This window comes from Sphingobacterium hungaricum (genome assembly GCF_015210005.1).
Lineage (GTDB): Bacteria > Bacteroidota > Bacteroidia > Sphingobacteriales > Sphingobacteriaceae > Sphingobacterium > Sphingobacterium hungaricum.
This window is the reverse complement of the sequence record NZ_MU158697.1, coordinates 45,563-66,705: the sequence shown is the minus strand read 5'-3', so window position 1 is coordinate 66,705 and position 21,143 is coordinate 45,563. Positions and strand designations below refer to the sequence as shown.

At 37.7% G+C, this 21,143-nt stretch carries 20 protein-coding genes and 1 tRNA gene; 6 read left to right on the top strand and 15 right to left on the bottom strand.

The features are described from left to right. Position 1: 1 nt before the first annotated feature. Genes C4F49_RS00275 through nuoH form a run of 5 tightly spaced genes read right to left on the bottom strand, consistent with a single transcriptional unit; the run spans position 2 to position 4,496 of the window. The gene (locus tag C4F49_RS00275; RefSeq protein WP_196933830.1) at positions 2-2,008 is read right to left on the bottom strand and encodes an NADH-quinone oxidoreductase subunit 5 family protein; all 2,007 of its coding nucleotides are present in this window, start codon (positions 2,006-2,008) and stop codon (positions 2-4) included. Next, positions 2,008-2,313 (bottom strand): NADH-quinone oxidoreductase subunit NuoK, encoded by a 306-nt coding sequence (nuoK, locus tag C4F49_RS00270; protein ID WP_196933829.1) that lies wholly within the window; start codon positions 2,311-2,313, stop codon positions 2,008-2,010. Before nuoK ends, C4F49_RS00275 begins: the two co-directional genes overlap by 1 nt. After that, positions 2,310-2,858 carry an NADH-quinone oxidoreductase subunit J family protein gene (locus C4F49_RS00265; protein ID WP_196933828.1) on the bottom strand — a complete coding sequence of 183 codons (549 nt, stop codon included), beginning with the start codon at positions 2,856-2,858 and terminating at the stop codon, positions 2,310-2,312. The genes nuoK and C4F49_RS00265 overlap by 4 nt, the downstream gene beginning before the upstream one ends. After that, complete coding sequence (locus C4F49_RS00260) at positions 2,858-3,421, bottom strand: 4Fe-4S binding protein (protein WP_196933827.1); 564 nt, start codon at positions 3,419-3,421, stop codon at positions 2,858-2,860. The genes C4F49_RS00265 and C4F49_RS00260 overlap by 1 nt, the downstream gene beginning before the upstream one ends. Position 3,422: 1 nt before the next feature. Beyond that, the gene (nuoH, locus tag C4F49_RS00255; RefSeq protein ID WP_196933826.1) at positions 3,423-4,496 is read right to left on the bottom strand and encodes an NADH-quinone oxidoreductase subunit NuoH; all 1,074 of its coding nucleotides are present in this window, start codon (positions 4,494-4,496) and stop codon (positions 3,423-3,425) included. Positions 4,497-4,643: 147 nt separating this feature from the next. On the opposite strand from nuoH, the gene C4F49_RS00250 reads away from it, so the two are divergent. After that, positions 4,644-4,955 carry a helix-turn-helix domain-containing protein gene (locus C4F49_RS00250; RefSeq protein WP_196933825.1) on the top strand — a complete coding sequence of 104 codons (312 nt, stop codon included), beginning with the start codon at positions 4,644-4,646 and terminating at the stop codon, positions 4,953-4,955. A 55-nt stretch (positions 4,956-5,010) separates the two neighbouring features. Here the strand turns inward: C4F49_RS00250 and C4F49_RS00245 are convergent, their stop codons facing one another. Continuing rightward, on the bottom strand, positions 5,011-6,297 hold the full coding sequence (locus tag C4F49_RS00245; protein WP_196933824.1) for a citrate synthase: 1,287 nt from the start codon (positions 6,295-6,297) through the stop codon (positions 5,011-5,013). Between the two features lie 253 nt (positions 6,298-6,550). Here C4F49_RS00245 and C4F49_RS00240 point away from each other — a divergent pair, with 253 nt between their 5' ends. Both C4F49_RS00240 and C4F49_RS00235 read left to right on the top strand, forming a co-directional pair. Next, positions 6,551-6,907, top strand: coding sequence for a BlaI/MecI/CopY family transcriptional regulator (locus tag C4F49_RS00240; RefSeq protein ID WP_196933823.1), 357 nt, complete (start codon positions 6,551-6,553; stop codon positions 6,905-6,907). A 7-nt stretch (positions 6,908-6,914) separates the two neighbouring features. Beyond that, entirely contained in the window at positions 6,915-8,795 is a 1,881-nt protein-coding gene (locus C4F49_RS00235) for a TonB-dependent receptor plug domain-containing protein (protein WP_196933822.1), read from the top strand. Between the two features lie 58 nt (positions 8,796-8,853). On the opposite strand, the gene pth is transcribed toward C4F49_RS00235, so the two are convergent. From pth to C4F49_RS00190, 9 genes are all read right to left on the bottom strand, one after another. After that, positions 8,854-9,414 (bottom strand): aminoacyl-tRNA hydrolase, encoded by a 561-nt coding sequence (gene pth, locus C4F49_RS00230; RefSeq protein WP_196933821.1) that lies wholly within the window; start codon positions 9,412-9,414, stop codon positions 8,854-8,856. A gap of 236 nt (positions 9,415-9,650) precedes the next feature. Beyond that, complete coding sequence (gene pstB / locus C4F49_RS00225) at positions 9,651-10,397, bottom strand: phosphate ABC transporter ATP-binding protein PstB (RefSeq protein ID WP_196933820.1); 747 nt, start codon at positions 10,395-10,397, stop codon at positions 9,651-9,653. Further along, a complete protein-coding gene (pstA, locus tag C4F49_RS00220) occupies positions 10,387-11,244 on the bottom strand; it encodes a phosphate ABC transporter permease PstA (protein ID WP_196933819.1) in 858 nt (285 codons plus the stop codon). Before pstA ends, pstB begins: the two co-directional genes overlap by 11 nt. Continuing rightward, positions 11,234-12,124, bottom strand: a complete 891-nt coding sequence (gene pstC, locus C4F49_RS00215; protein WP_196933818.1) for a phosphate ABC transporter permease subunit PstC — start codon at positions 12,122-12,124, stop codon at positions 11,234-11,236. The genes pstA and pstC overlap by 11 nt, the downstream gene beginning before the upstream one ends. 4 nt (positions 12,125-12,128) lie before the next feature. Further along, complete coding sequence (locus tag C4F49_RS00210; protein ID WP_196933817.1) at positions 12,129-12,989, bottom strand: PstS family phosphate ABC transporter substrate-binding protein; 861 nt, start codon at positions 12,987-12,989, stop codon at positions 12,129-12,131. A 193-nt stretch (positions 12,990-13,182) separates the two neighbouring features. Further along, the gene (locus C4F49_RS00205; protein WP_196933816.1) at positions 13,183-13,779 is read right to left on the bottom strand and encodes a 50S ribosomal protein L25/general stress protein Ctc; all 597 of its coding nucleotides are present in this window, start codon (positions 13,777-13,779) and stop codon (positions 13,183-13,185) included. Positions 13,780-13,905: 126 nt separating this feature from the next. After that, a complete protein-coding gene (locus tag C4F49_RS00200) occupies positions 13,906-14,526 on the bottom strand; it encodes an outer membrane beta-barrel protein (protein WP_196933815.1) in 621 nt (206 codons plus the stop codon). Between the two features lie 85 nt (positions 14,527-14,611). Further along, positions 14,612-15,568, bottom strand: a complete 957-nt coding sequence (locus C4F49_RS00195) for a ribose-phosphate pyrophosphokinase (RefSeq protein WP_196933814.1) — start codon at positions 15,566-15,568, stop codon at positions 14,612-14,614. Between the two features lie 245 nt (positions 15,569-15,813). Beyond that, positions 15,814-15,884, bottom strand: a tRNA-Gln gene (locus tag C4F49_RS00190). A gap of 272 nt (positions 15,885-16,156) precedes the next feature. On the opposite strand from C4F49_RS00190, the gene C4F49_RS00185 reads away from it, so the two are divergent. From C4F49_RS00185 to C4F49_RS00175, 3 genes are all read left to right on the top strand, one after another. Beyond that, a complete protein-coding gene (locus C4F49_RS00185; protein ID WP_196933813.1) occupies positions 16,157-19,183 on the top strand; it encodes a glycosyltransferase family 117 protein in 3,027 nt (1,008 codons plus the stop codon). 287 nt (positions 19,184-19,470) lie between these two features. Next, positions 19,471-20,022, top strand: a complete 552-nt coding sequence (pyrR, locus tag C4F49_RS00180) for a bifunctional pyr operon transcriptional regulator/uracil phosphoribosyltransferase PyrR (protein ID WP_196933812.1) — start codon at positions 19,471-19,473, stop codon at positions 20,020-20,022. A gap of 24 nt (positions 20,023-20,046) precedes the next feature. Continuing rightward, positions 20,047-20,979 carry an aspartate carbamoyltransferase catalytic subunit gene (locus C4F49_RS00175; RefSeq protein WP_196933811.1) on the top strand — a complete coding sequence of 311 codons (933 nt, stop codon included), beginning with the start codon at positions 20,047-20,049 and terminating at the stop codon, positions 20,977-20,979. Positions 20,980-21,143: the final 164 nt, after the last annotated feature.

The window sequence follows — 21,143 nt, the reverse complement described above, 5'->3', positions numbered from 1 at the left end:
TTTAAATAACTATCAAATAAATTAATCCCAATAAAACCATAGTAAATGCAAAACCAAGGTAGCTTTGCAAACGTCCATTCTGAACCCAGCGAAGCAGATTGCCTGTTCCGTAAGCGATGGAACCGAATGCATTGACGATTCCGTCAACAATATATTTGTCTACCCACGCAAATAAATTTGAAAGGGCTACTGTGATTTTACTCAATAAATCAACCAATCCATCAATGATTGTTCGGTCAAACCAATAACTAAAGTTCGCCAATAGCAACGTCGGTTTTATAATAGTTTTCGCATAGAATTCATTTAGATATCCTTGGTTGAAAGAAAATCTAAATAAAGCGTTCTGTTTGACTTGCTGTTTTTTCTGAATATATAGCTGATAGCCTATCCACCACATCAGCAAACTTCCAACCGTAAGAATAACTGGAATAAGTATGTGCAAACTATGAATTTCTTCAAAAGTATAGGTCAAATTAAACTCTTTTAAAACCCAAGACAAATGATAAGAAATCGGATTCCAAGAAAAGACAATAAAGAGACAGAATAAAGCGAGAAATGCCATTGGATAAATCATGGTCTTCGAAGCTTCATGGATTTTAGCAGCTTTTAGGTTCTTTGCGAAGGCGAAATCTCCGAAAAAGGTTTTTAAAATTAGGCGACCGATGTAGAACGAAGTCATTAAACTGACCGCAATCAAGATAATAGGAAATGCATAATACAAACCTCCTTTCGCGACAGCCCATTCAAATGTTGAAATAACTAAAGCATCTTTGCTCAAAAATCCGGAAGTCAATGGAAAGCCAGCTAAAGCCAATGAAGCAATTCCCATCAACAAGGCAGTTTTTGGCATGTAATTCTTCAAGCCGCCCATGAAATTAATATCTTGAGGATCGAAATCCAAATTCGTTTCATGTTTGAAATGTGCCATTTCATGAATGACAGCACCGGCCGCTAAAAACAATAAACATTTAAAAAAGGCATGTGTTGTCAAATGAAACAAAGCGGCATCCCAAGCACCAATTCCAATTCCTACAACCATAAATCCCAATTGTGAAATCGTAGAAAATGCCAAAATTTTCTTGATGTCGTTTTGTGTCAGCGCAAAAAATGCAGCGAGCAAAGCTGTTGTCGTTCCGATAATAGCAATAATCAATAAAACCGTTTCATTTAATAATGGAAAAACTGTGGCTAATAAAAATACACCAGCTGCGACCATTGTGGCAGCATGGATTAGAGACGATACCGAAGTCGGTCCTTCCATCGCATCAGGCAACCAAACATGTAGTGGAAATTGAGCTGATTTTGCCATTGCACCTAAGAAAAAAGCACAGCCAGCAACGGTGAGCCAAGTTCCAGATAGGCTGTTTACTTGCGAAAACCAGTTTTCTGCTAAGCCATTCACAGCAAACAATTCAACAATATTGAACGTTCCGAATTGGGCATAAACAATGGCCAAGCCAATTAAAAATCCCAAATCGCCAATTCGATTGATAATAAATGCTTTCTTATTTGCCTGCGCAGCAGACTCTTTTGTGAACCAAAAACCAATCAATAAGTAGGATGCAAAACCGACCAATTCCCAAAAAATATACAACTGCAATAAATTGCTAGAAACGACCAAGCCTAGCATGGCAAAGCAAAATAAGCTTAAGTACATCCAATAGCGATGTATTCCAGAATCGCCTTTCATGTAAGCTTTGGAATAGATATGCACGGGCAATGCAACGATGCTCACTAAAGCTTGCATCAATAGAGTCGTGTTATTTAATAAGATGCCCAAGAAAAATCGTTTGTCACCAATTCGAAACCATTCGATGTTGCTTTCAATCGGAGATTGATTCCAGAATAGATAAATGCTTAAGATTGCACTTAGACTAATGGCGACCAAACTTACATTTCCCGAACGGGCTTTCCGTCCTACAATAGCTTGATATAAAAATGCCAAAAAGGGGAGAAGCACAACCAAAAGGCTGCAGGAAATAGGAGATATGTTTGTCAAAAAATCCATTAATCGCGCAAATCGGTTATATCGTCCAAATTAATGGTTTTGTTTTTTCGGTAAACATTTAAAATAATTGCTAGACCAACGGCAACAGCGGCGGCGGCTAACACAATTGCAAAAAGTGCAAAAATCTGACCCCCATAATTGCTTTCATCGTATTTGCCGAAGGCAACAAAATTTAAAATGGCCGCATTGATCATCAACTCGATGCCGACCAAAACCATAATCGCATTTCGCTTTGCTAAAACTGCATACAAGCCAATACAAAAGATGCAAGCACTGACGACAAGACAGTGAGTCAAGGTAATCATGCTTGTTCCTCCCTTCGTGAAATATGCGCGGCGCCAATCAGCACCATCAATAGAAAAATGGAAATTACTTCAAAAGCAAGCACATATTGCGTGATAAATTTATAGCCGATTTCATTGATTGTATTGTCCGTAGGTTTTATGACCTGACCATTTCTTAGGTTTGTCGTAATCCAGTCCGGCGTAAAGTCTTGCCATTCATAAATTCCGTAACTTATGGCCGCTAAAAAGCCTATGGCTAATACAGCAGCTTGCCAGTTAGGCAAGGATAAAAATTGCTTTGATGTATTTTGAAGATCCGCCAACAATTCTTTATTGGACAGCATAAATGCAAAAATCATTAAAATCAGCACGCCGCCAACGTAAATTAATATTTGCGTGATGGCCACAAAATCAGCTAAGGCAAATAAATACAATCCCGCCATTGCGAACAGCACAATAAAAAACAAAAATAATGCTCTGGCTAGGTTTTTTAAACTAACAACCAATAGGGCCGAACCGATAGCAAGCAAAGCAAATGCATAAAACAGAATTACTTCTAAAGTCATTATTTTGCTTTTGCCGCCTCCTTATCAGCTTGGAATTTTGTCCATTCTTGTTTACGTTGCAGCACTTCTTCGTCAGTCATTTCCCCAAAATCATAGATTAAGTCCGTCAATTTTGTGGTCGTGCGATCGTATTGATTGGTCATTGTGATGCATTCTGTAGGACAAACTACTGTACATAATCCGCAATACATGCATTTGGCCATATCGATATCAAACTTTTCGGCATACAAACGCTTGACGCTTCCATCCGACGTTTTTCCGATTGCTTCGGGGGATTTGATTGCCAAAATATCGATGCAATCCACAGGGCAAGCTTTTGCACATAAATCACAGACAATGCAATCGTCAATTTCAACTTCTAGTTGATAACGCGCAACTTCTGGAATCGGCATTTCTTGCTTCGGATATTGAACCGTGGTCACGCCATTTTGTTCATCGAAATAATTTTCTTTCCGAATGTCAAATTCTTTGCGTGATCCGCGCGCGCCGAAAAGATGCTTTATGGTTAAAAGCATTCCTTTTATTGCGGTCGCGAAACCATTTAATGTTGCTTTTAAAATCATACTACACCATAACGATTATGCGCCAAACACCTGAAATAGCCATGCAGACAAAAGCTATAGGAATTAACACTTTCCAACATAAATTCATTAACTGGTCGGCGCGGAAACGAGGCAATGTCCAGCGAATCCACATTTGTACACCTACAATAAACAAAGCCTTGCTTATTGTCCAGAAAATCCCCCAATACAATCCGGTCGTCCAGTCTGCAAGCGCAAAACTTCCAATGTTTGGAAGCGGTGTATTCCATCCACCTAAAAACAAAATAACGCCGAGCATGGAAACCAAAAACATCATGGCATATTCCGCCAGGAAAATAAAGGCAAATCGAATGCCTCCGTATTCGGTATGAAAACCTCCGATTAATTCACTTTCCGCTTCCGGAATATCAAAAGGAGCGCGGTTACATTCTGCCAACGTAGCGACGAAAAAGATGATATATACAATGATCAGATGCGGTGCTTGGAAAATATACCAAGAAAACAGGCCTCCAATCTGCGTGACATCCCAAAAGCCAAAAAAGAAAATTGGGTCACTAGCTAAGACACCTTGTTGGAAGACGATCTCATTCAAATTCATTGTTTGCGTCAGCATCACCACAGAAATCAGCGATAAGCCAATCGGAATTTCATACGAAACCATTTGTGCGATAGCACGAATGGAGCCTAGCAATGAAAACTTATTATTCGAACCCCAACCGGCCATTAAGATACCGATCGCATCGATCGAGATAACAGCCATGATAAAAAACAAACCTGTATTTAAATTTGCTGGAAGAAAATCAGGAGCCCATGGCATCACCGCAAATCCAATAAACACCGCTGAAAATATCACTACAGGAGCCGCTGCAAATAAGATTTTGTCGGCTACAGTTGGTGTAATAAATTCTTTCTGTAGAAGTTTAAGAATATCGGCTATGGTTTGCAGCGAACCGTATTTTCCGGTTTCCATAGGACCTAAACGATCTTGTACAAATCCCGCAATTTTACGCTCCGCATAAACTGCAAACAACGTAAAAAGAGCAATAAATGAAAATATTGCAATTGGGATTAAGATATGAATAAATAGTTCGTACAAATTTCGTTTAGAATAATTCTTAATTGCCTACAAACATACGTAAAAGTGGGGAATTGCTCTAGTAATTTAGTAGGCTATAATGAAATATTTAGAATAAAATGATTAGCAAAGAATTTATTTTCGGAAATTTAATTAAGGAAAATCAACATGAGAAAAATCAATAAAAATAGGGTGTTGTTTACGTTCGATGAAATAAAGGACGAATTCATCGGCGAATTAGGAACGGAAAAAAGAACAGCTTACGAGCAAGAACTTCAGTTGGTTGTGTTGGGCAAAATGATTCGCAAAGTGAGAATTGAGCGAAAGTTGACACAAGAACAACTAGGGGAGTTGATAGGTGTTCAACGTGCACAAATTTCAAAACTTGAAAATAATCTAAATAATGTGACTTTAGAAACTGTTTTAAAAGTGTTTAATGCTTTGAAAGCAAAAGTCAATTTTAATGTGGAATTAATTTAGGCTTCAAAAAGTAAACGCCCATTTTTCAATGAGCGTTTACTTTAATTTTTTAAATTTATCTTTTGTCCAAAGGAACATATTCGCGGATTGTCTCGCCAACATATACTTGTCTCGGACGGCCAATTGGCTCTTTATTATCGCGCATTTCTTTCCATTGTGCAATCCATCCTGGTAGACGACCTAAAGCAAATAAAACAGTAAACATATCTGATTTAAATCCTAAAGCTCTGTAGATAATACCCGAATAGAAATCCACGTTTGGATATAATTTTCGGTCGATAAAGTATTGATCTTTAAGCGCAGCTTCTTCTAAACGTTTTGCGATATCCAAAACTGGATCATCAACGCCTAATTTTTCCAACACATCATCACATGCTTTTTTAATGATTTTTGCACGAGGATCGAAGTTTTTGTACACTCTATGGCCAAATCCCATTAAACGGAAAGGATCATTTTTATCTTTTGCTTTCGCTAAATATTTATCAGCGTCACCGCCGTCATTTTTGATGTCTTCCAACATTTCAATAACCGCTTGGTTTGCTCCACCATGCAAAGGACCCCATAAAGCATTGATACCTGCTGAGATAGAAGCATATAAATTCGCATTCGAAGAACCAACCATACGCACAGTTGATGTAGAACAATTTTGTTCGTGATCAGCATGCAAAATCAATAGAGTATGCATTGCTTGAATAACAACCGGATCGAATGTTTTTTCATCGTTCACTTCTCCGAAAATCATGTTCATGAAGTTTTCGATATATCCCAAATTGTTTTTTGGATAAACAACTGGATGGCCTAATGATTTCTTTTGGATCCAAGAAACAATCGTTGGCATTTTTGCCAATAAATTGATCATGGTTTTGTTTTCTTCTTCTTCGCTTGCATTGGGATTCAATGATTCTGGATAGAATGCAGACAATGCGCCAACTAAACAGGATAACTGGCCCATCGGATGGGATTTAGATGGAAATCCAGTGAAGAAATTTTTCATATCCTCGTGGATCATCATTTGTTTTTTGATATCCGCACGGAATGTTTCCAATGCTTTTGCCGAAGGCAAATCACCATAAATCAGTAAATAAGCAACTTCTAGAAAAGTTGATTTCTCTGCTAACTGTTCAATGGAATATCCTCTATAATGTAAAATACCTTGTTCACCATCTAAGAATGTAATTGCACTTTTAGTAGCGCCAGTATTTTTAAATCCTGCATCTAATGTGATATAACCTGTTTGGTCGCGAAGTTTAGAAATATCTATCGCTTTTTCATTTTCTGTTCCAACTACAATAGGAAATTCATGGGATGTACCATCAAAATTTAGTGTTGCTTTTTCCGACATGTTTATTTTTCTTATTTATACAAATGTAAAAAAATCAAGCTTTTTACAAAAGCTTTGGAAAATTAAAAAAACATTTGATGGTCATAATATGCATGTACTGCGGAAAAAGAGCTGTTATGCTGACGTTTATGCAGAAATGGTAATTTTAACTTAATACCATCGAACAGATCGAAAGCTAAAAATCGATAAAAAAATATTTTATTTTTGTTTGTTTACGAATTTTTCGTAATATTGTGAATAATTAGTAATTAATATGGAAAAGTTAACAATTCAAGAGCAGGAAGCCATGTTGTCCATTTGGCAATTGAATGGCGGATTTGTAAAAGAAATATTGGATAATCTAAAAACAGAAAAGCCACCTTATACGACTTTGGCTTCAACGATAAAGAATTTGGAGAAGAAAGGGTATGTGAAGCCGGTGAGGTATGCGAATGCAAAAAGATACGAGCCGATCATTTCTGAGGAAGATTATAAAGCCAAATTCATGAACTCATTTGTGGATGATTATTTCAAGAATTCCTACAAGGAAATGGTTTCTTTTTTCGTGAAAGAAGAGAAATTGTCGGCTAAGGAATTGGAAGAAATAATTGCTATGATTAAGAAAGGATAAGAAACTTATGGAAGCGTTATTAATTTATATTATTCAGGTAAATATTTTATTAGCAATCAGTTATTTAGGCTATCGATTTCTGCTAAGAAAACTTACCTTTTATCAATCGAATAGGAATTATTTTTTGCTATCGGTCGTGTTTGCTTTTACTTATCCATTTTTAGATTTAAAAGCATTATTTCAAAAGCATATCGAACCGATTAGTGAATACGTTTCATTTATTCCTGAAGGATTTTTTAATGCGGAAGCGAGATCCATGTTTACGCTGGATAACATTCTATTAAGTTTGCTGTTATTTGGAATTCTTGTGTTTACGCTGAAGTTCCTGATGCAGATGGTCAGCCTGCTTCGCATTCATTTAAATTCGAAACCCGCAAAATGGCAGGAATATTTATACCGAAATGTGTTTATTCCTATTGTCCCGTTTTCGTTTCTGAAAAAAATCTACGTCAATAAACAACAGCACGAAGAGCTGGAGTTGCAAGATATTTTTAAACATGAAGATATTCATGTGAAAGGCCTTCACACGATCGATATTTTATTGTTTGAAATGGTATTAATATGTTGTTGGTACAATCCATTCGTATGGCTGATGCGCAATGCTGTTCGAGAAAATTTGGAATTCCTGACCGATCAGCACGTGCTGAATAAAGGATTCGATAAACAGACCTATCAATACAGCCTGTTGAATGTGACCAAGCAAGGTATCGCGATAGGCATTAGTAATCAATTTAATTTTAAATCATTAAAAAAACGCATTACAATGATGAATAAAAAACGATCGTCCAAATTGGAGTTGAGCAAGTATGCTTTTTTGTTCCCACTTTTCATATTCACGGCAGGAGCATTTACGATTGATACCGCTGATGCAAAGATTGCAGAAGTTGTCCAAGTTGCTCAAGAAACAGATTTCAAAGCGATTTCAAAAGATCTAAGCCAAACGGTTCAAACGACATTTGAAGCGGTACCAGATACTGTTGTAAAGGAAAATGTGAAGGAAGTGAAGGATACCGTTGTTAAGTCAACTTTTAATTATACATACACTTCAAATAATAACGAAGGGTTAGATACTGTAATTTTTGAAAGTTCAACAGATATGGGAGCTCAAATACTTTTTCGTGGCACAAAAAAGACCGTTCAGCCATTATTAATTGTAGATGGTGTCGAACAAATTAGTTCTGATCTTGGCCATGTCGACCCAAATGCAATATCACATATTGAGGTTTTAAAAGATGCGAGTGCTGAAACTCTGTATGGAAGCAAGGGGGCAAATGGCGTGGTGAAAATTACAACAAAAGGAAATACGGATGCACCGCAGGTTCGGGGAAAAGTTACCGGAATAAGAATCTCTACAAAGTCCGATACCAGCAAAATTTCTAAATCACCGCTGTACATTATAGACGGAAAGGAAACTTCATCAGATTATTTCAAAACAATAGATCCAAATAATATAGAATCGGTTTCTATTTTAAAGGATGCATCCGCAACAGCCATTTATGGCGAAAAGGCAAAAGAAGGGGTTATACTAGTAGCTACAAAAGTCAATGGAGTCGTTGTTCAGGGTAAACCGACAGGTACCTCAAACAATTCAGTTGTGGTTACTGGGTATGGGAGTAGAAACGCATCTGCTAATTTCAATTCAAATGATGTCAATGAAGGCTATGTCGTAAGTAAAACTAAGCCATTGGCATTCAAAAAAGCTTCAAACGAAAAGCTGAAAATTACGTTAACCGAGCCTTCCGGTTCAGCTGTTTACACCAATACGGATTACAAGAATAACTGGAAAGGTGGCGATCTGAAAGACGGTAGGTATTATTATGTTCTTGAAAAGTCAAAAGGAACAGAAACAGAAATATTGAAAGGCTATTTTCTGATCAAGAATCAATAGCAGAAGAATTTGTTTAGTTAATAAAATTAGCCGTTTGGAAGCTCTTCCTGCGGCTTTTTTATTTATTAAAATTGGTCATCGTCAATCCGATTCCAATGCTCACAAAACTCTGACACATTTTTACAGCATCCTCGATTAAAGCTGGCAATTCTTTTTGTTCATCCTTATCAAATGGTGCAAGCACATAATCGACTTGATGTCCTTTAGTAAAATTGTCGCTGATTCCAAATCGCAAACGAGGATAATTTTGTCCGCCACAAAGTGCTTCGATAGAGCGCAAGCCATTATGCCCAGCAGCGCTTCCTTTTGGTTTTATCCGCAATGAGCCAAATGGAATAGCCAAATCATCAACAATAACCAAAACATTTTCAATCGGAACTTTCAATTGTTGCATCCAATAATTGACAGCTTTTCCGCTCAAATTCATATACGTAGTTGGTTTGATCACGAATACATTTTTTCCCCTGAATTTAAACTCAGTATAGAAAGCAAGTTTCAATGTTGACCAGGATGAACCCGCCTGATTCGCCAATTCATCAGCGACCATAAAACCGATGTTATGGCGCGTATCTGCATATTCTTTACCTATATTTCCTAAGCCTACGATTAAATAATTCATTATTGCAAAAGTAGTATTTAGATTTTAGTATTTAGTATCTAGATATTAGTATTTAGAATCTAGGGTTTAGTATCGTTTTGCAGAATAGGGAACTAGACACATCTATTCCTTAACGATCAGCTATTCAATATTTTTATTTGTATGCAACTGCATGCTAAATATTTCGAAATCTAATCCGACAAGATTTGATAGCTAGCCATTTCTAAATACTATATACTAACTACTATATACTAACCCTACCCAAAATGACCGCTAATGTAGTTTTTGGTGATTTCATTTACTGGATTGTTAAAGATATCGTAGGTTTTTCCTTCTTCTTTTACCTCTCCTAAATACATGAAAATGGTTTTATCGGCAACGCGTTGAGCCTGTTGCATGTTGTGCGTGACGATGACAATCGTATATTTTTCTTTTAACTTATGAATAAGTTCTTCGATTTTTAATGTGCTAACTGGATCCAAAGCAGAACAAGGTTCGTCCATTAAGATTACTTCCGGACGTAAAGCAACCGCGCGAGCAATACATAAGCGTTGCTGTTGTCCTCCTGAAAGCCGTGTCGCAGGCATTTTAAGGTCGTTTTTTACCTCATCCCAAAGAAAGGCTTCTTCTAATGCTTTTTGGATATAGGATTGGTTGTAGCTTAAATTGTTAATGCGCAAACCATAAGCAATATTTTCTTGAATACTTTTTGGAAAAGGATTGGCTTTCTGAAAAACCATTCCAATACGCTTGCGGATATCCGTGACCGGAATATCTTTTTGGTACAGATTAAGATCGTCGATTGTCAACGTTCCTTCTATTTTGGCATCTGGCGAAAGGTCGTGCATGCGGTTAAATGAACGCAATAAAGTACTTTTTCCGCAACCCGATGGGCCGATTAATGCAGTGACTTGATTTTTTGGAAATTCTACATCAACGTTTTTCAATACGTGCTTTTCTCCAAACCACACATTTAGATTTTTTGCCGAAAGATTATTGATCATTTTTTCTGTATTTATAACGTATGTAAAAAGCAGTTAAATTCATTAAGAACACAACGATAATCAATACCAAAGCTGTTCCGTAGGCAATCGGCCTTACTTCTTCGATGGATTGGTGCTGTGTTGATAACATGTATAAGTGGTATGGCAAAGCCATAAATTCTTGGTTCATTGCGCCGGAGGCGCTGTTGATATAAAATGCAGCTCCAGTAAATAGGATGGGAGCGGTTTCTCCAGCAGCTCTCGATAAAGTCAATACAACGCCCGTCAATATTCCCGGCAAAGCCGATGGCAACACGACGTCTTTAATCGATTCGAATTTCGTCGCGCCTACAGCCAAAGCGGCTTCGCGCGTACTTGCTGGGATTCTCAATAGCGCTTCTTCTGTAGTCGTAATAATGTAAGGCAGCGAAAGCAAACCCAATGTCAGACCCGCAGATAAAATGGAAGTTCCTAAGCTCATGGCTTGAACAAACAATGCTAAACCAAACAAACCATAAATAATCGACGGAACGCCCGAAAGATTACGAATGGATGCACGGATTGTCCGTGTCAGCCAGTTATTTTGTGCGTACTCATTTAAGTAAATTGCACAGCATATTCCAAAGGGAATTGAAAAAACAGCAGTTAATAACGTAAGAAGGACAGTTCCGATAATCGGAGATAAAACGCCTCCTTTGGTCATTCCCTGAGTCGGTAATTTGCTAATAAATTCCCATGATAAAACCGACCAGCCTTTGGTAATAATATCATAAAGAATAACGAATAAGAAAAAGCAAACCAAGCCTGTGGTTAACAGCAGCGTTCCCCATTCAACAATCGGTGTTAATTTTTTAAACTTAAGCTGCATGGTATTTTCTAAAACGGTTTATAAAATATTCTCCAATCAGATTGGCAATCAAGGTCATGAAGAACAAGACAATGGCAATCGCAAACAGCGCAAAATAATGTGTTGTTTGATATGGAACTTCGCCCATTTCAATGGCGATGGTCGCTGTAATTGTTTTGACTGAATCAAAGAAATCCGATGGAAACAGCGATGCATTGCCAGTTGCCATCAAGACAGTCATGGTTTCACCGATTGCTCTTCCCAATCCAAGCATGACAGCAGCGATAATTCCAGGCGCTGCGGCAGGAATGGTTACTTTTAATAAGGTCTGCCATTTGGATGCGCCTAATGCGTAACTGGCCTCGCGGTAAGTTTTCGGAATCGAATGAATCGCATCTTCCGAAATTGTGATGATTGTTGGCAAAGCCATAATGGCCAATAAAATCGAACCATTCAGGGCATTTAATCCATTCGGTAAATTCGCAAATTCAGCAATTTGAGGACCGACTAATACAATTCCCAAAAATCCAATAACAACAGAAGGAATTGCGGCTAGCATTTCGACTAAAGGCTTCAATATGTTTTTTAATCGTGGACTGGCATATTCAGAAATAAATGCTGCGGTTCCGATTCCTAACGGAATCGCAATCAGCATGGCTCCAAATGAAACCAGCGATGTGCTGATAATCAAAGGTAGGATTCCGTATATCGGCTCGTTTGCGGTCGGGTTCCATTCGCGGTCTGTCAAAAAATCGATAGGGCGTACTTCAGCAAAGAAGGATATTGCATTGTAAAGCAACATGCCAAAAATACCGCCTAACAAAGCCAAGACTAAATAGCCGGTTAGTTTGAACGTATGCTTAGCAACTGTATCGATGAAAATTCGTTTTTTGTACTGCATTTTTTTATTTATCAAGTACGTAATAGCCTGAAGCTTCAATTAATTTTCTGCCTTCAGAAGCCATTTCAAAGTTAATGAAAGGTTCAACTTTTGCCCAGGATTTTTCCGGGACAAATTGAAATAGTGGACGTTGAAAAAAATATTTATTATCGCGGATAGCTTGTTGGTCTAAAGGAGAAATGGATTCAGAGGTGTTATTCTCTTTGATTTTTAAAACTTTGATGCCTTGATTTGCTCCCGCATTTGCAGCAATGTAGCCAGCACCGACGTAACCAATTCCTGATTTATCGATTTTTATACCTTCCAATATCTGTGCATTTCCAGTCATTTCTTTGGCGGATTGGCTGAATGCAATGCCTAGTTTTTTGCGTACAAACGAATAGGTTCCCGAACTGCTTTGACGTCCGTAAATATTAATTGGCAAATTCAGTTCTGTAATTTCATTCCAGGTTTTTTGGTTTCCGTCTAACACTTTAGCCAAAGTCTTTAAATCAATTTCATCTAGTGGATTATCTTTATGAACGACAAAAGCTGTTGCATCTTCCGCAAAAACGATGGTTTTCAATTTGATGTTTTTTCCTTCGAATAAATGAATTTCTTCTTCTGTCAAGGGGCGGGAAGAGTTTGCTATATCGGCTTGACCATTCAGTAAGGACGTAATTCCTAAACCCGAACCGCCGCCCGAAATTGCAATGCTGAAATCGCTGTTTTCTTTTGAGAATTCTTCAGCTAGATTAACAGCTAGATTGACCTCTGTGTCAGAGCCTTTCATCTTTATGGTGTGTGCTTGGTCACTGCACGATAAAAACAATAAACTTAAAGTTAATGAGAAGAATAAAACAGATGTTATAAGCCTTTGATTCATTGTTACAAAAGTAAAGAACGAATGTTAAGGCAATAAGTACCTAATATTAAGTTGTTGTTAATAAACTTAAAATCCAGTTAATGGAGCCGATTTGGAATGTATTTGAAGGGATATTGTTAAATGAATGTTAGGTTAACTTTAACAAAAAAGGCATCGAAAAATCGATGCCTTTGAAAGTTTAACTAAATTAAACTTATTTTTTACCGCCTTTAGAAGCTTTTGCTGCTTCTTGCTCAGCTTGACGTAAAGCACGTGACATAATAACTGAAACGATTGTGTCATCAGCATTATTCAATACTTTAGCATCTTTTAATTCTACTTTACCAACACGGAAAGATTTACCAACCTCCAATGATTCTAAAGGTACTTCAATTTCTTGAGGCAAGTTGTTAGGCAACGCTTTAACACGTAAGCTGCGTAATTTTTGAACTAATTTACCACCTAATTTAACACCTGGAGAAGTTCCAGTTAATTTGATAGGAATGTTGATTGATACTTCTTTTGAATCAGATAGTTCTAAGAAGTCAATGTGTGTAACTAAATCAGTTAATGGGTGGAATTGCGCTTCTTGAACAATAGCTCTTGATTTTTTACCGTCGATAGTTAAATCTAAAAAGATAACTTCTGGAGTGTAAAGAACTGTTTTCAAATCAGCTGCGGATACAGAAAAGTGAGTTTGTTTTTCCCCACCATAAAGAACTGCAGGAACTAATCCTTGGTAACGCAATCCTTTCGCATCTCTTTTCCCTACGTTCTCTCTTAGAGAACCGCTAATAGCAATTGATTTCATTTTTTTATTTTATTAATTTGAGGTGCAAAGATAGTGATTCAATTTCGAAAGTAAAAATAAAATCATGCTTCTGTTTTTAAAGCATTTACCTCTGCCAAATCTGCATCAAGAATTAGTGCAAAACGCTTAAAATTTATAGGCAAAACTTACATTACCGCCTGCATTTTTCAACGTGTAATTTGTATCGTCAGAGCCGAATGGAATTAAAGATTGGGCGTGGTAATACGGGTAAACACGTAGTTCATAATTTTTTATCCCAAATTTAGCCCCGAACGCACCCCAAATTCCAACTCCAGATTGGTTCATCTCCATAACTTCATTATTTGATTCGTTCCGAATGTCATTATTTAACTGAATCGAAACGGTTGGGCCTAATTGCGCAAATAAGTATGTTAGAAATTCATACTCCACCAAGATAGGAACATGAATAAAAGACGATTTGCCGTTGTACTCAAAGCGATTTCCTTCTTCATTAATTCCGCTCACATCCATCGAATTCTGAGAATATCGAACGCCAGTTTCAAATGATAGACCCATGCTGAAATAGCGATTGTAATGTAATCCAAAATTATGCGCGTAGCCCTCAACTCCCGGAACTCCGATAGACTGATTGGTGTAAATCGAAGAGCTTATCCCATAATTTAAAGAAACGCCATTCTTTTTTCCGACAACTTGGGCTTGTGTGTAAAAGAATCCAATTGTCAGTAAAAACGTAAAAATCGATATTTTGCTGTGTGACTTCATCATGTTGCAAAATATTAAAAAAGATGAGCATTTTAAAATAAAAAAGCACCTCTTTTCGGAGGTGCTTTCGCTTGAATTTTGATATATCTTACTCAATTTCAAATAAGTGGGAAATAGACCCGTGCTCATTGACATTTTTTATCGCTCCAGCAAACAGACTTGCCGTTGATAATACTTTGATTTTTGTTGAAGACTTTGCTTTTTCTGGATTCAATTGAATCGTGTCTGTAACAATCATTTCGCTCAGTACGGAGTTTTCGATTGTTTCGTATGCTTTTCCAGAAAGCACAGCATGTGTACAGACCGCGCGAACGGAATTCGCACCATTTTCCATAATCAAAGCCGCAGCTTTAGATAATGTACCCGCTGTATCACAAATGTCATCGATTAATACCACATCTTGTCCGGTAACATCTCCGATAATCGACATCGATTCGATTTCGTTCGCACGTTTACGTCTTTTATCACAGATAATGACTTCTGCATTGAAAAATTTAGCAAACGTTCTTGCTCGATAAGAACCACCCATATCTGGAGAAGCTATCGTTAAGTTCGGAAGATTTAATGATTTGATGTACGGAACGAAAATAATCGAGCCATCTAAATGGTCTACAGGAATGTCAAAAAATCCCTGAATTTGCGCAGCGTGCAAATCCATTGTCATAATGCGTGAAGCTCCAGCGGCAGTAATCAAATTGGCAATCATTTTTGCGCCAATTGCTACACGTGGTTTGTCTTTACGGTCTTGTCTCGCATATCCAAAATAAGGAACAACTGCTGTAATGTAGTGAGCAGATGCTCTTTTCGCTGCGTCAATCATCAACAACAATTCCAACAGATTGTCGGTAGGCTGATTGGTAGATTGAATCAGGAAAATATCGCTTCCACGAACAGATTCGTTGTAAAAGGGCTGGATTTCTCCATCACTAAAAACGGATAATGTTTTGTCGCCAAGTGGCTTTCCATAAGAATCAGCAATTTGTTCTGCTAAATGAACTGTTCCTGAACCGGCAAATAACTTAACCGTATTAAATTGCAAGGGCATGTGTTTGGATTTTGAGTAATATTAGAAATGAACTATTTGTATTGAATGATTATTTAAAATGCTAAACGAATTCTCTTACTTTAAAAACAAATTGTATCGTAATAAATCGAAACGATAGTTGCTTGTTCGATACAAAGTTATATAAATGTTTCAGTTATTTTAAATCTTATTCGAAAAGAGTGAAGGCTTGGCTAAAAGTCTGAAAATGAAAAAAGAGAACTACCGAAGTAATTCTCTTTTTAATGTTGCCCGACCTGGATTCGAACCAAGACAAACAGTACCAAAAACTGTCGTACTACCCTTATACTATCGGGCAAACATGCCTCACGAAAACAAGATGTTTTTCGTTTTGGTGTCGCAAATATAAGGCGGTTTTTTTATTCCTGCAAAAATATTTTTACAATTATCCTTTACTATCGCTGATTTTCAATCAAATATTTTTTATTTCACGGCTTCGCCGAATGCTTTAACTGTTCGGATATGCCAATTATTTTTGTTCTACGCTGTTAAAAATTGATAATAAAATTCGTTTCTAAGCTTCTAATCGTTAATTTCGAAGCGTAATTTTAATTTGAATATCCAAAAAACATGAATTATACGAAAATAAACAATCTTTTAGGTTGGTTATGTGCTATAATAGCCACATTGACTTATGTCTTAACTGCTGAAAAAACAACAAGCTGGTGGGACACAGGAGAATTTATCGCTTCTGCTTACAAGATGCAGATTGTCCATCAGCCTGGAGCTCCATTGTTCTTAATGATACAAAATGTTTTTTCTAACCTAGCTTTCGGAGATACAGCCCGAATTGCGTATTGGATGAATATTGGTTCTGCAGTTTGTAGTGGTTTGACCATTATGTTTTTATTCTGGACAATTACTGCGTTAGCAAAAAAATATTTCAAACACATCAATAAAGGTGCTGATTTTTCTCAAGCGAACTTGATTCAAATTATGGGTGCCGGATTAGTCGGCGCATTAGCTTATGCGTTTACAGATACATTTTGGTTTTCAGCCGTCGAATCGGAAGTTTATGCGATGTCTTCTTTGTGTACAGCAATCGTTTTTTGGGGGATATTAAAATGGGAAGAACGCGCGGATGAGCCTGGTGCCGACCGCTGGTTGATTTTTATCGCTTATGTGATGGGATTGTCGATTGGAGTCCACTTATTGAATTTATTGGTGATTCCTGCAATCGCATTATTGATTTATTTCAAACGTTCGAAACAAGTAACGACAGGCGGTGCATTTAAAGCGCTGTTAATCGGAGTCGTAGTTTTAGGTCTGATTCTTTGGGGCGTTATCCAGTTCTTAATCAAATTTGCAGCTTACTTCGACTTGTTCTTCGTGAATTCGTTGGGCATGGGATTTGGTTCTGGCGCAGCATTTTTCGCGATTTTGGTTATTGGCGGAATTGCTTATGGAATATTTTATTCCATCAAAAAAGCAAAGCCGATTTTGAACATCGCTTTATTAAGTTTGAGTTTTATTATTCTAGGGTATAGTTCATTTTCAATGATTTTGATTCGTGCAAAAGCAGACCCAACATTGAATAACAGTGACCCCGATAATGCATTTACATTTTTAAGTTATTTAAACCGCGAGCAATATGGTGATGAGCCATTGTTCAAAGGACGCTTTTTTGATGCACAGCCGATTGACGTTGAAGATGCTGGCAATGTGTATCGCAAAGACGGCGAAAAATATGTTGTCGCTAAAAAGAAATCTCAATACAAATACGATAAAGAAACTTTATTTCCTCGGATTTACAGTGAAAAGCATGTCGATTATTACCGTGACTTCTTGAACTTAGGGCCAAACGAAAGTCCAACTATGACGGATAACTTGAAGTTTTTCTTTGGGTATCAAATCGGCCAGATGTATGGGCGGTATTTGTTCTGGAATTTTGTTGGACGCCAAAATGACCAACAAGGCCATGGCTCGTTCACCGAAGGAAATTGGATTTCAGGAATAAAATTCATCGACAATATTCGCTTAGGCGGACAGAATGATTTACCTGAATCAGAAAAAACAGACCCTTCGCGCAACACCTATTTCTTCCTTCCATTGATTTTGGGAATATTAGGTGCAGTATGGCATTTTGGAAAAGACCAAAAAGATGCCACAGTCGTAGGATTGCTGTTTTTCTTTACAGGATTAGCAATTGTGCTTTACCTGAATCAGACACCTTTGCAACCTAGGGAACGGGATTACGCCTATGCGGGTTCATTCTATGCGTTCTCAATTTGGGTAGGCTTGGGCGTATTGGCAATCGCTGATTTCTTGAGTAAAAAATTAAACGCCAAAAATGCCGGTATTGCCGCTACGGTTGTCGGATTATTGGCTGGTCCAGTTTTATTAGCGAAAGAAAACTGGAACGACCATGACCGTTCTGAAAAATATTTAGCACGCGACATGGCCATCAATTATTTAGAGTCTTGTGCGCCGAATGCTATTTTATTCACCTATGGTGATAATGATACCTATCCGCTTTGGTATGCGCAGGAAGTTGAAGGAATCCGTACGGACGTTCGTGTAGTCAATTTGAGTTTATTGAGCTCGGATTGGTACATGCGCCAAGCAATGGAAAAAGTCAACAATGCCGATGCATTGCCAATCAATATTGATAAAGATAAAATCAAGGACGGTGTCCGCGATGTAATTTATTACCGCGAGCACGACATCCCAGGCTATGTCGATATTCAAGATTTACTGACCTTGATGCTGTCGGACAATCCTCAAAACAAAGCACAATTGCAAAATGGAGAATTGGTCAATTTATTGCCAACTAAAAAAATGCAATTGAAGATTGATAAGTCGGCTGTGTTAGCGAACAATGTCGTTCCTTCAAAATGGCAAGGTGAAATTGTTGACACCATGCAATGGAATTACAGCCTGAACTACGTTAGCCGTGCTGAATTGTCAATGTTATCAATTTTAGCAAACAACAATTGGAAAAGACCGATTTATTTCACGACAACAACTCCAGAAGAAAACTACATGGGCTTAGACCGTTATTTGGTTTCTGAAGGTTTCGCTTTGCGATTGATGCCAATCAATGTTGGTTTAGCTGACGGAGATGCAAGTGCATTATCGAATGTGGACCAAACATACGATAATATCGTTAACAAATATAAATGGGGAAATATTGGACATGCAAAATACATCGACCCAGATTCGTACCGTTACATCAGCATGTATGTAGGTAATATTTTTGGAGAGACTGCACAAATTCTTTTAGCACAGAACAAGAAAGAAGAAGCGCATAAAGTAGTGAATCACGCTTATGACAATATGCCGAAAAGAGCGTATTTGATGTCCGAAGTAATGAGCTACACAACGCTGATAGATGCGATGTACAAAGTAGGAGAGACGAAAAAGGCGAATGAAATTGTAGAACGCAATTTGAAGTTCTTAAAGGAGAACATGGCGTATTACATGGCAATTGCCGAGACGCAGCCAAATTTAGAATACCGCAACATGCGTTTTGGTTTGGCGTCAATTCAACGATACCAACAGGTGTTGAGTTCAACAAATGAAACGAAATTAAAAGAGGAAGTCAATTCGATTTTTGAAACGTATCGATATTTGTTCGAGCAAGCAGCTCAAGAATAAATACACAAAAAAGCAGCTTAGAAATAAGCTGCTTTTTTGTTGAAAATGGATTTTCATCAGGTTGAATTGCTAAACTATTATTTACGGCGAAAGGACAAAAACCTGTTGAAAATTATTCGTGCTGCCATTAATAGTGTTATATTTGTGTCGAATTGTAAGGATGATATTTTGTGTTAGAAAATAGCGGTTTTAAATTCTCTTCATCGAATTTAGAATACCTAATCCACTCAATCAAATCCTACTTTCAGTATAAAATGTCCATACATATCTGAAAATCTTAATACAGAATGAAGCAGTCGATTTTGTTAGACGGTCCAAAATTTCAAATAACCATTCGAAGGTTGTGTCAGCAATTAATCGAAAACCACGGTGATTTTAGCAATGCAGTGATTATCGGAATTCAGCCTCGCGGCACTTACCTCGCTAACCGTTTGGTCAAAGAAATCAAATCCTTAATCAATGTGGATGTGCAGTCTGGAATTTTAGATATCACTTTTTTCCGAGACGACTTCCGAACCAAAGGTGCTTCGCCCTTATTGGCAAACAGTACCGTTATCGATTTTATTATCGACGGGAAAGATGTCATTTTCGTGGATGATGTGCTTTGGACTGGCCGGACAATCCGCTCGGCGATGGATGCTGTTCAAGCTTTTGGCCGTGCGCAAACCATCGAATTGTTGGTGTTGGTCGACCGAAGGTTCTCACGTCAGATTCCTATTCAGCCAGATTACATCGGCATACAAGTCGATTCCATTGATTCTCAAAAAGTGATTGTCAGCTGGAACGAGATTGATAATAAGGATAGCATCGTTTTGATTAATGAAACTCAGCAAAAATAATTAAATAAATACCTAGCACACCCTATGTCCACTGAACAACTAAGCGCACGCCATTTATTAGGAATTAAGGACTTAAATGAGAATGATATTCAGCTCATTTTGGATACTGCAGCTAATTTTAAGGATGTTCTTAATCGACCAATAAAGAAAGTTCCTTCGCTTCGCGATATTACGATTGCCAATGTATTTTTCGAAAATTCAACCCGAACTCGCTTGTCATTCGAACTGGCTGAAAAAAGGCTTTCGGCAGATATTGTGAATTTTGCAGCTTCTTCTTCATCGGTGAGCAAAGGCGAAACGTTGATTGATACGGTGAACAATATTTTGGCGATGAAAGTGGATATGATTGTGATGCGCCATCCATACTCTGGAGCAGGTGTGTTCTTAAGCAGGCATGTCAATGCACAGATTGTGAATGCTGGAGATGGAGCACATGAGCATCCGACACAAGCGCTTTTGGATTCCTTTTCCATCAAAGAACGCTTGGGTGATGTCGCTGGGAAAAAAATCGCCATTATCGGTGATGTATTGCATTCGCGCGTTGCGCTATCGAATATTCTTTGTCTTCAAAAATTGGGTGCCGAAGTTATGGTCTGCGGACCGACGACCTTAATCCCTAAATATATCTCTTCACTAGGTGTCAAAGTAGAACACAATCTCCGAAAAGCATTGGAATGGTGCGATGTAGCCAATATGTTACGCATACAGCTCGAACGCCAGGACATCGCTTATTTTCCATCCCTTCGGGAATATTCAATGCTCTACGGATTGAATAAAGAAATCTTGGATTCTTTGAATAAAGAGATTGTCATTATGCACCCTGGACCAATCAACCGTGGCGTCGAAATTACTTCCGATGTGGCTGATAGCTCACATTCGATAATACTTGACCAGGTTGAAAATGGTGTGGCGGTCCGTATGGCTGTACTCTATTTATTGGCAGGCAAAAGAGGCTAGACGCTTTCAATCTTTCTTAGTTTTTAATTTTTATGACGCATATTTTTTTCTTATAAAATTGCGTTATAATTACAGTTATTAACAGATGTTAAGAACTTTTGAGTAAATCTTAGTACTTTACTTTTATTTTCGTAAGTTGTAGGAAGTGTACCCTAAAACCTGGT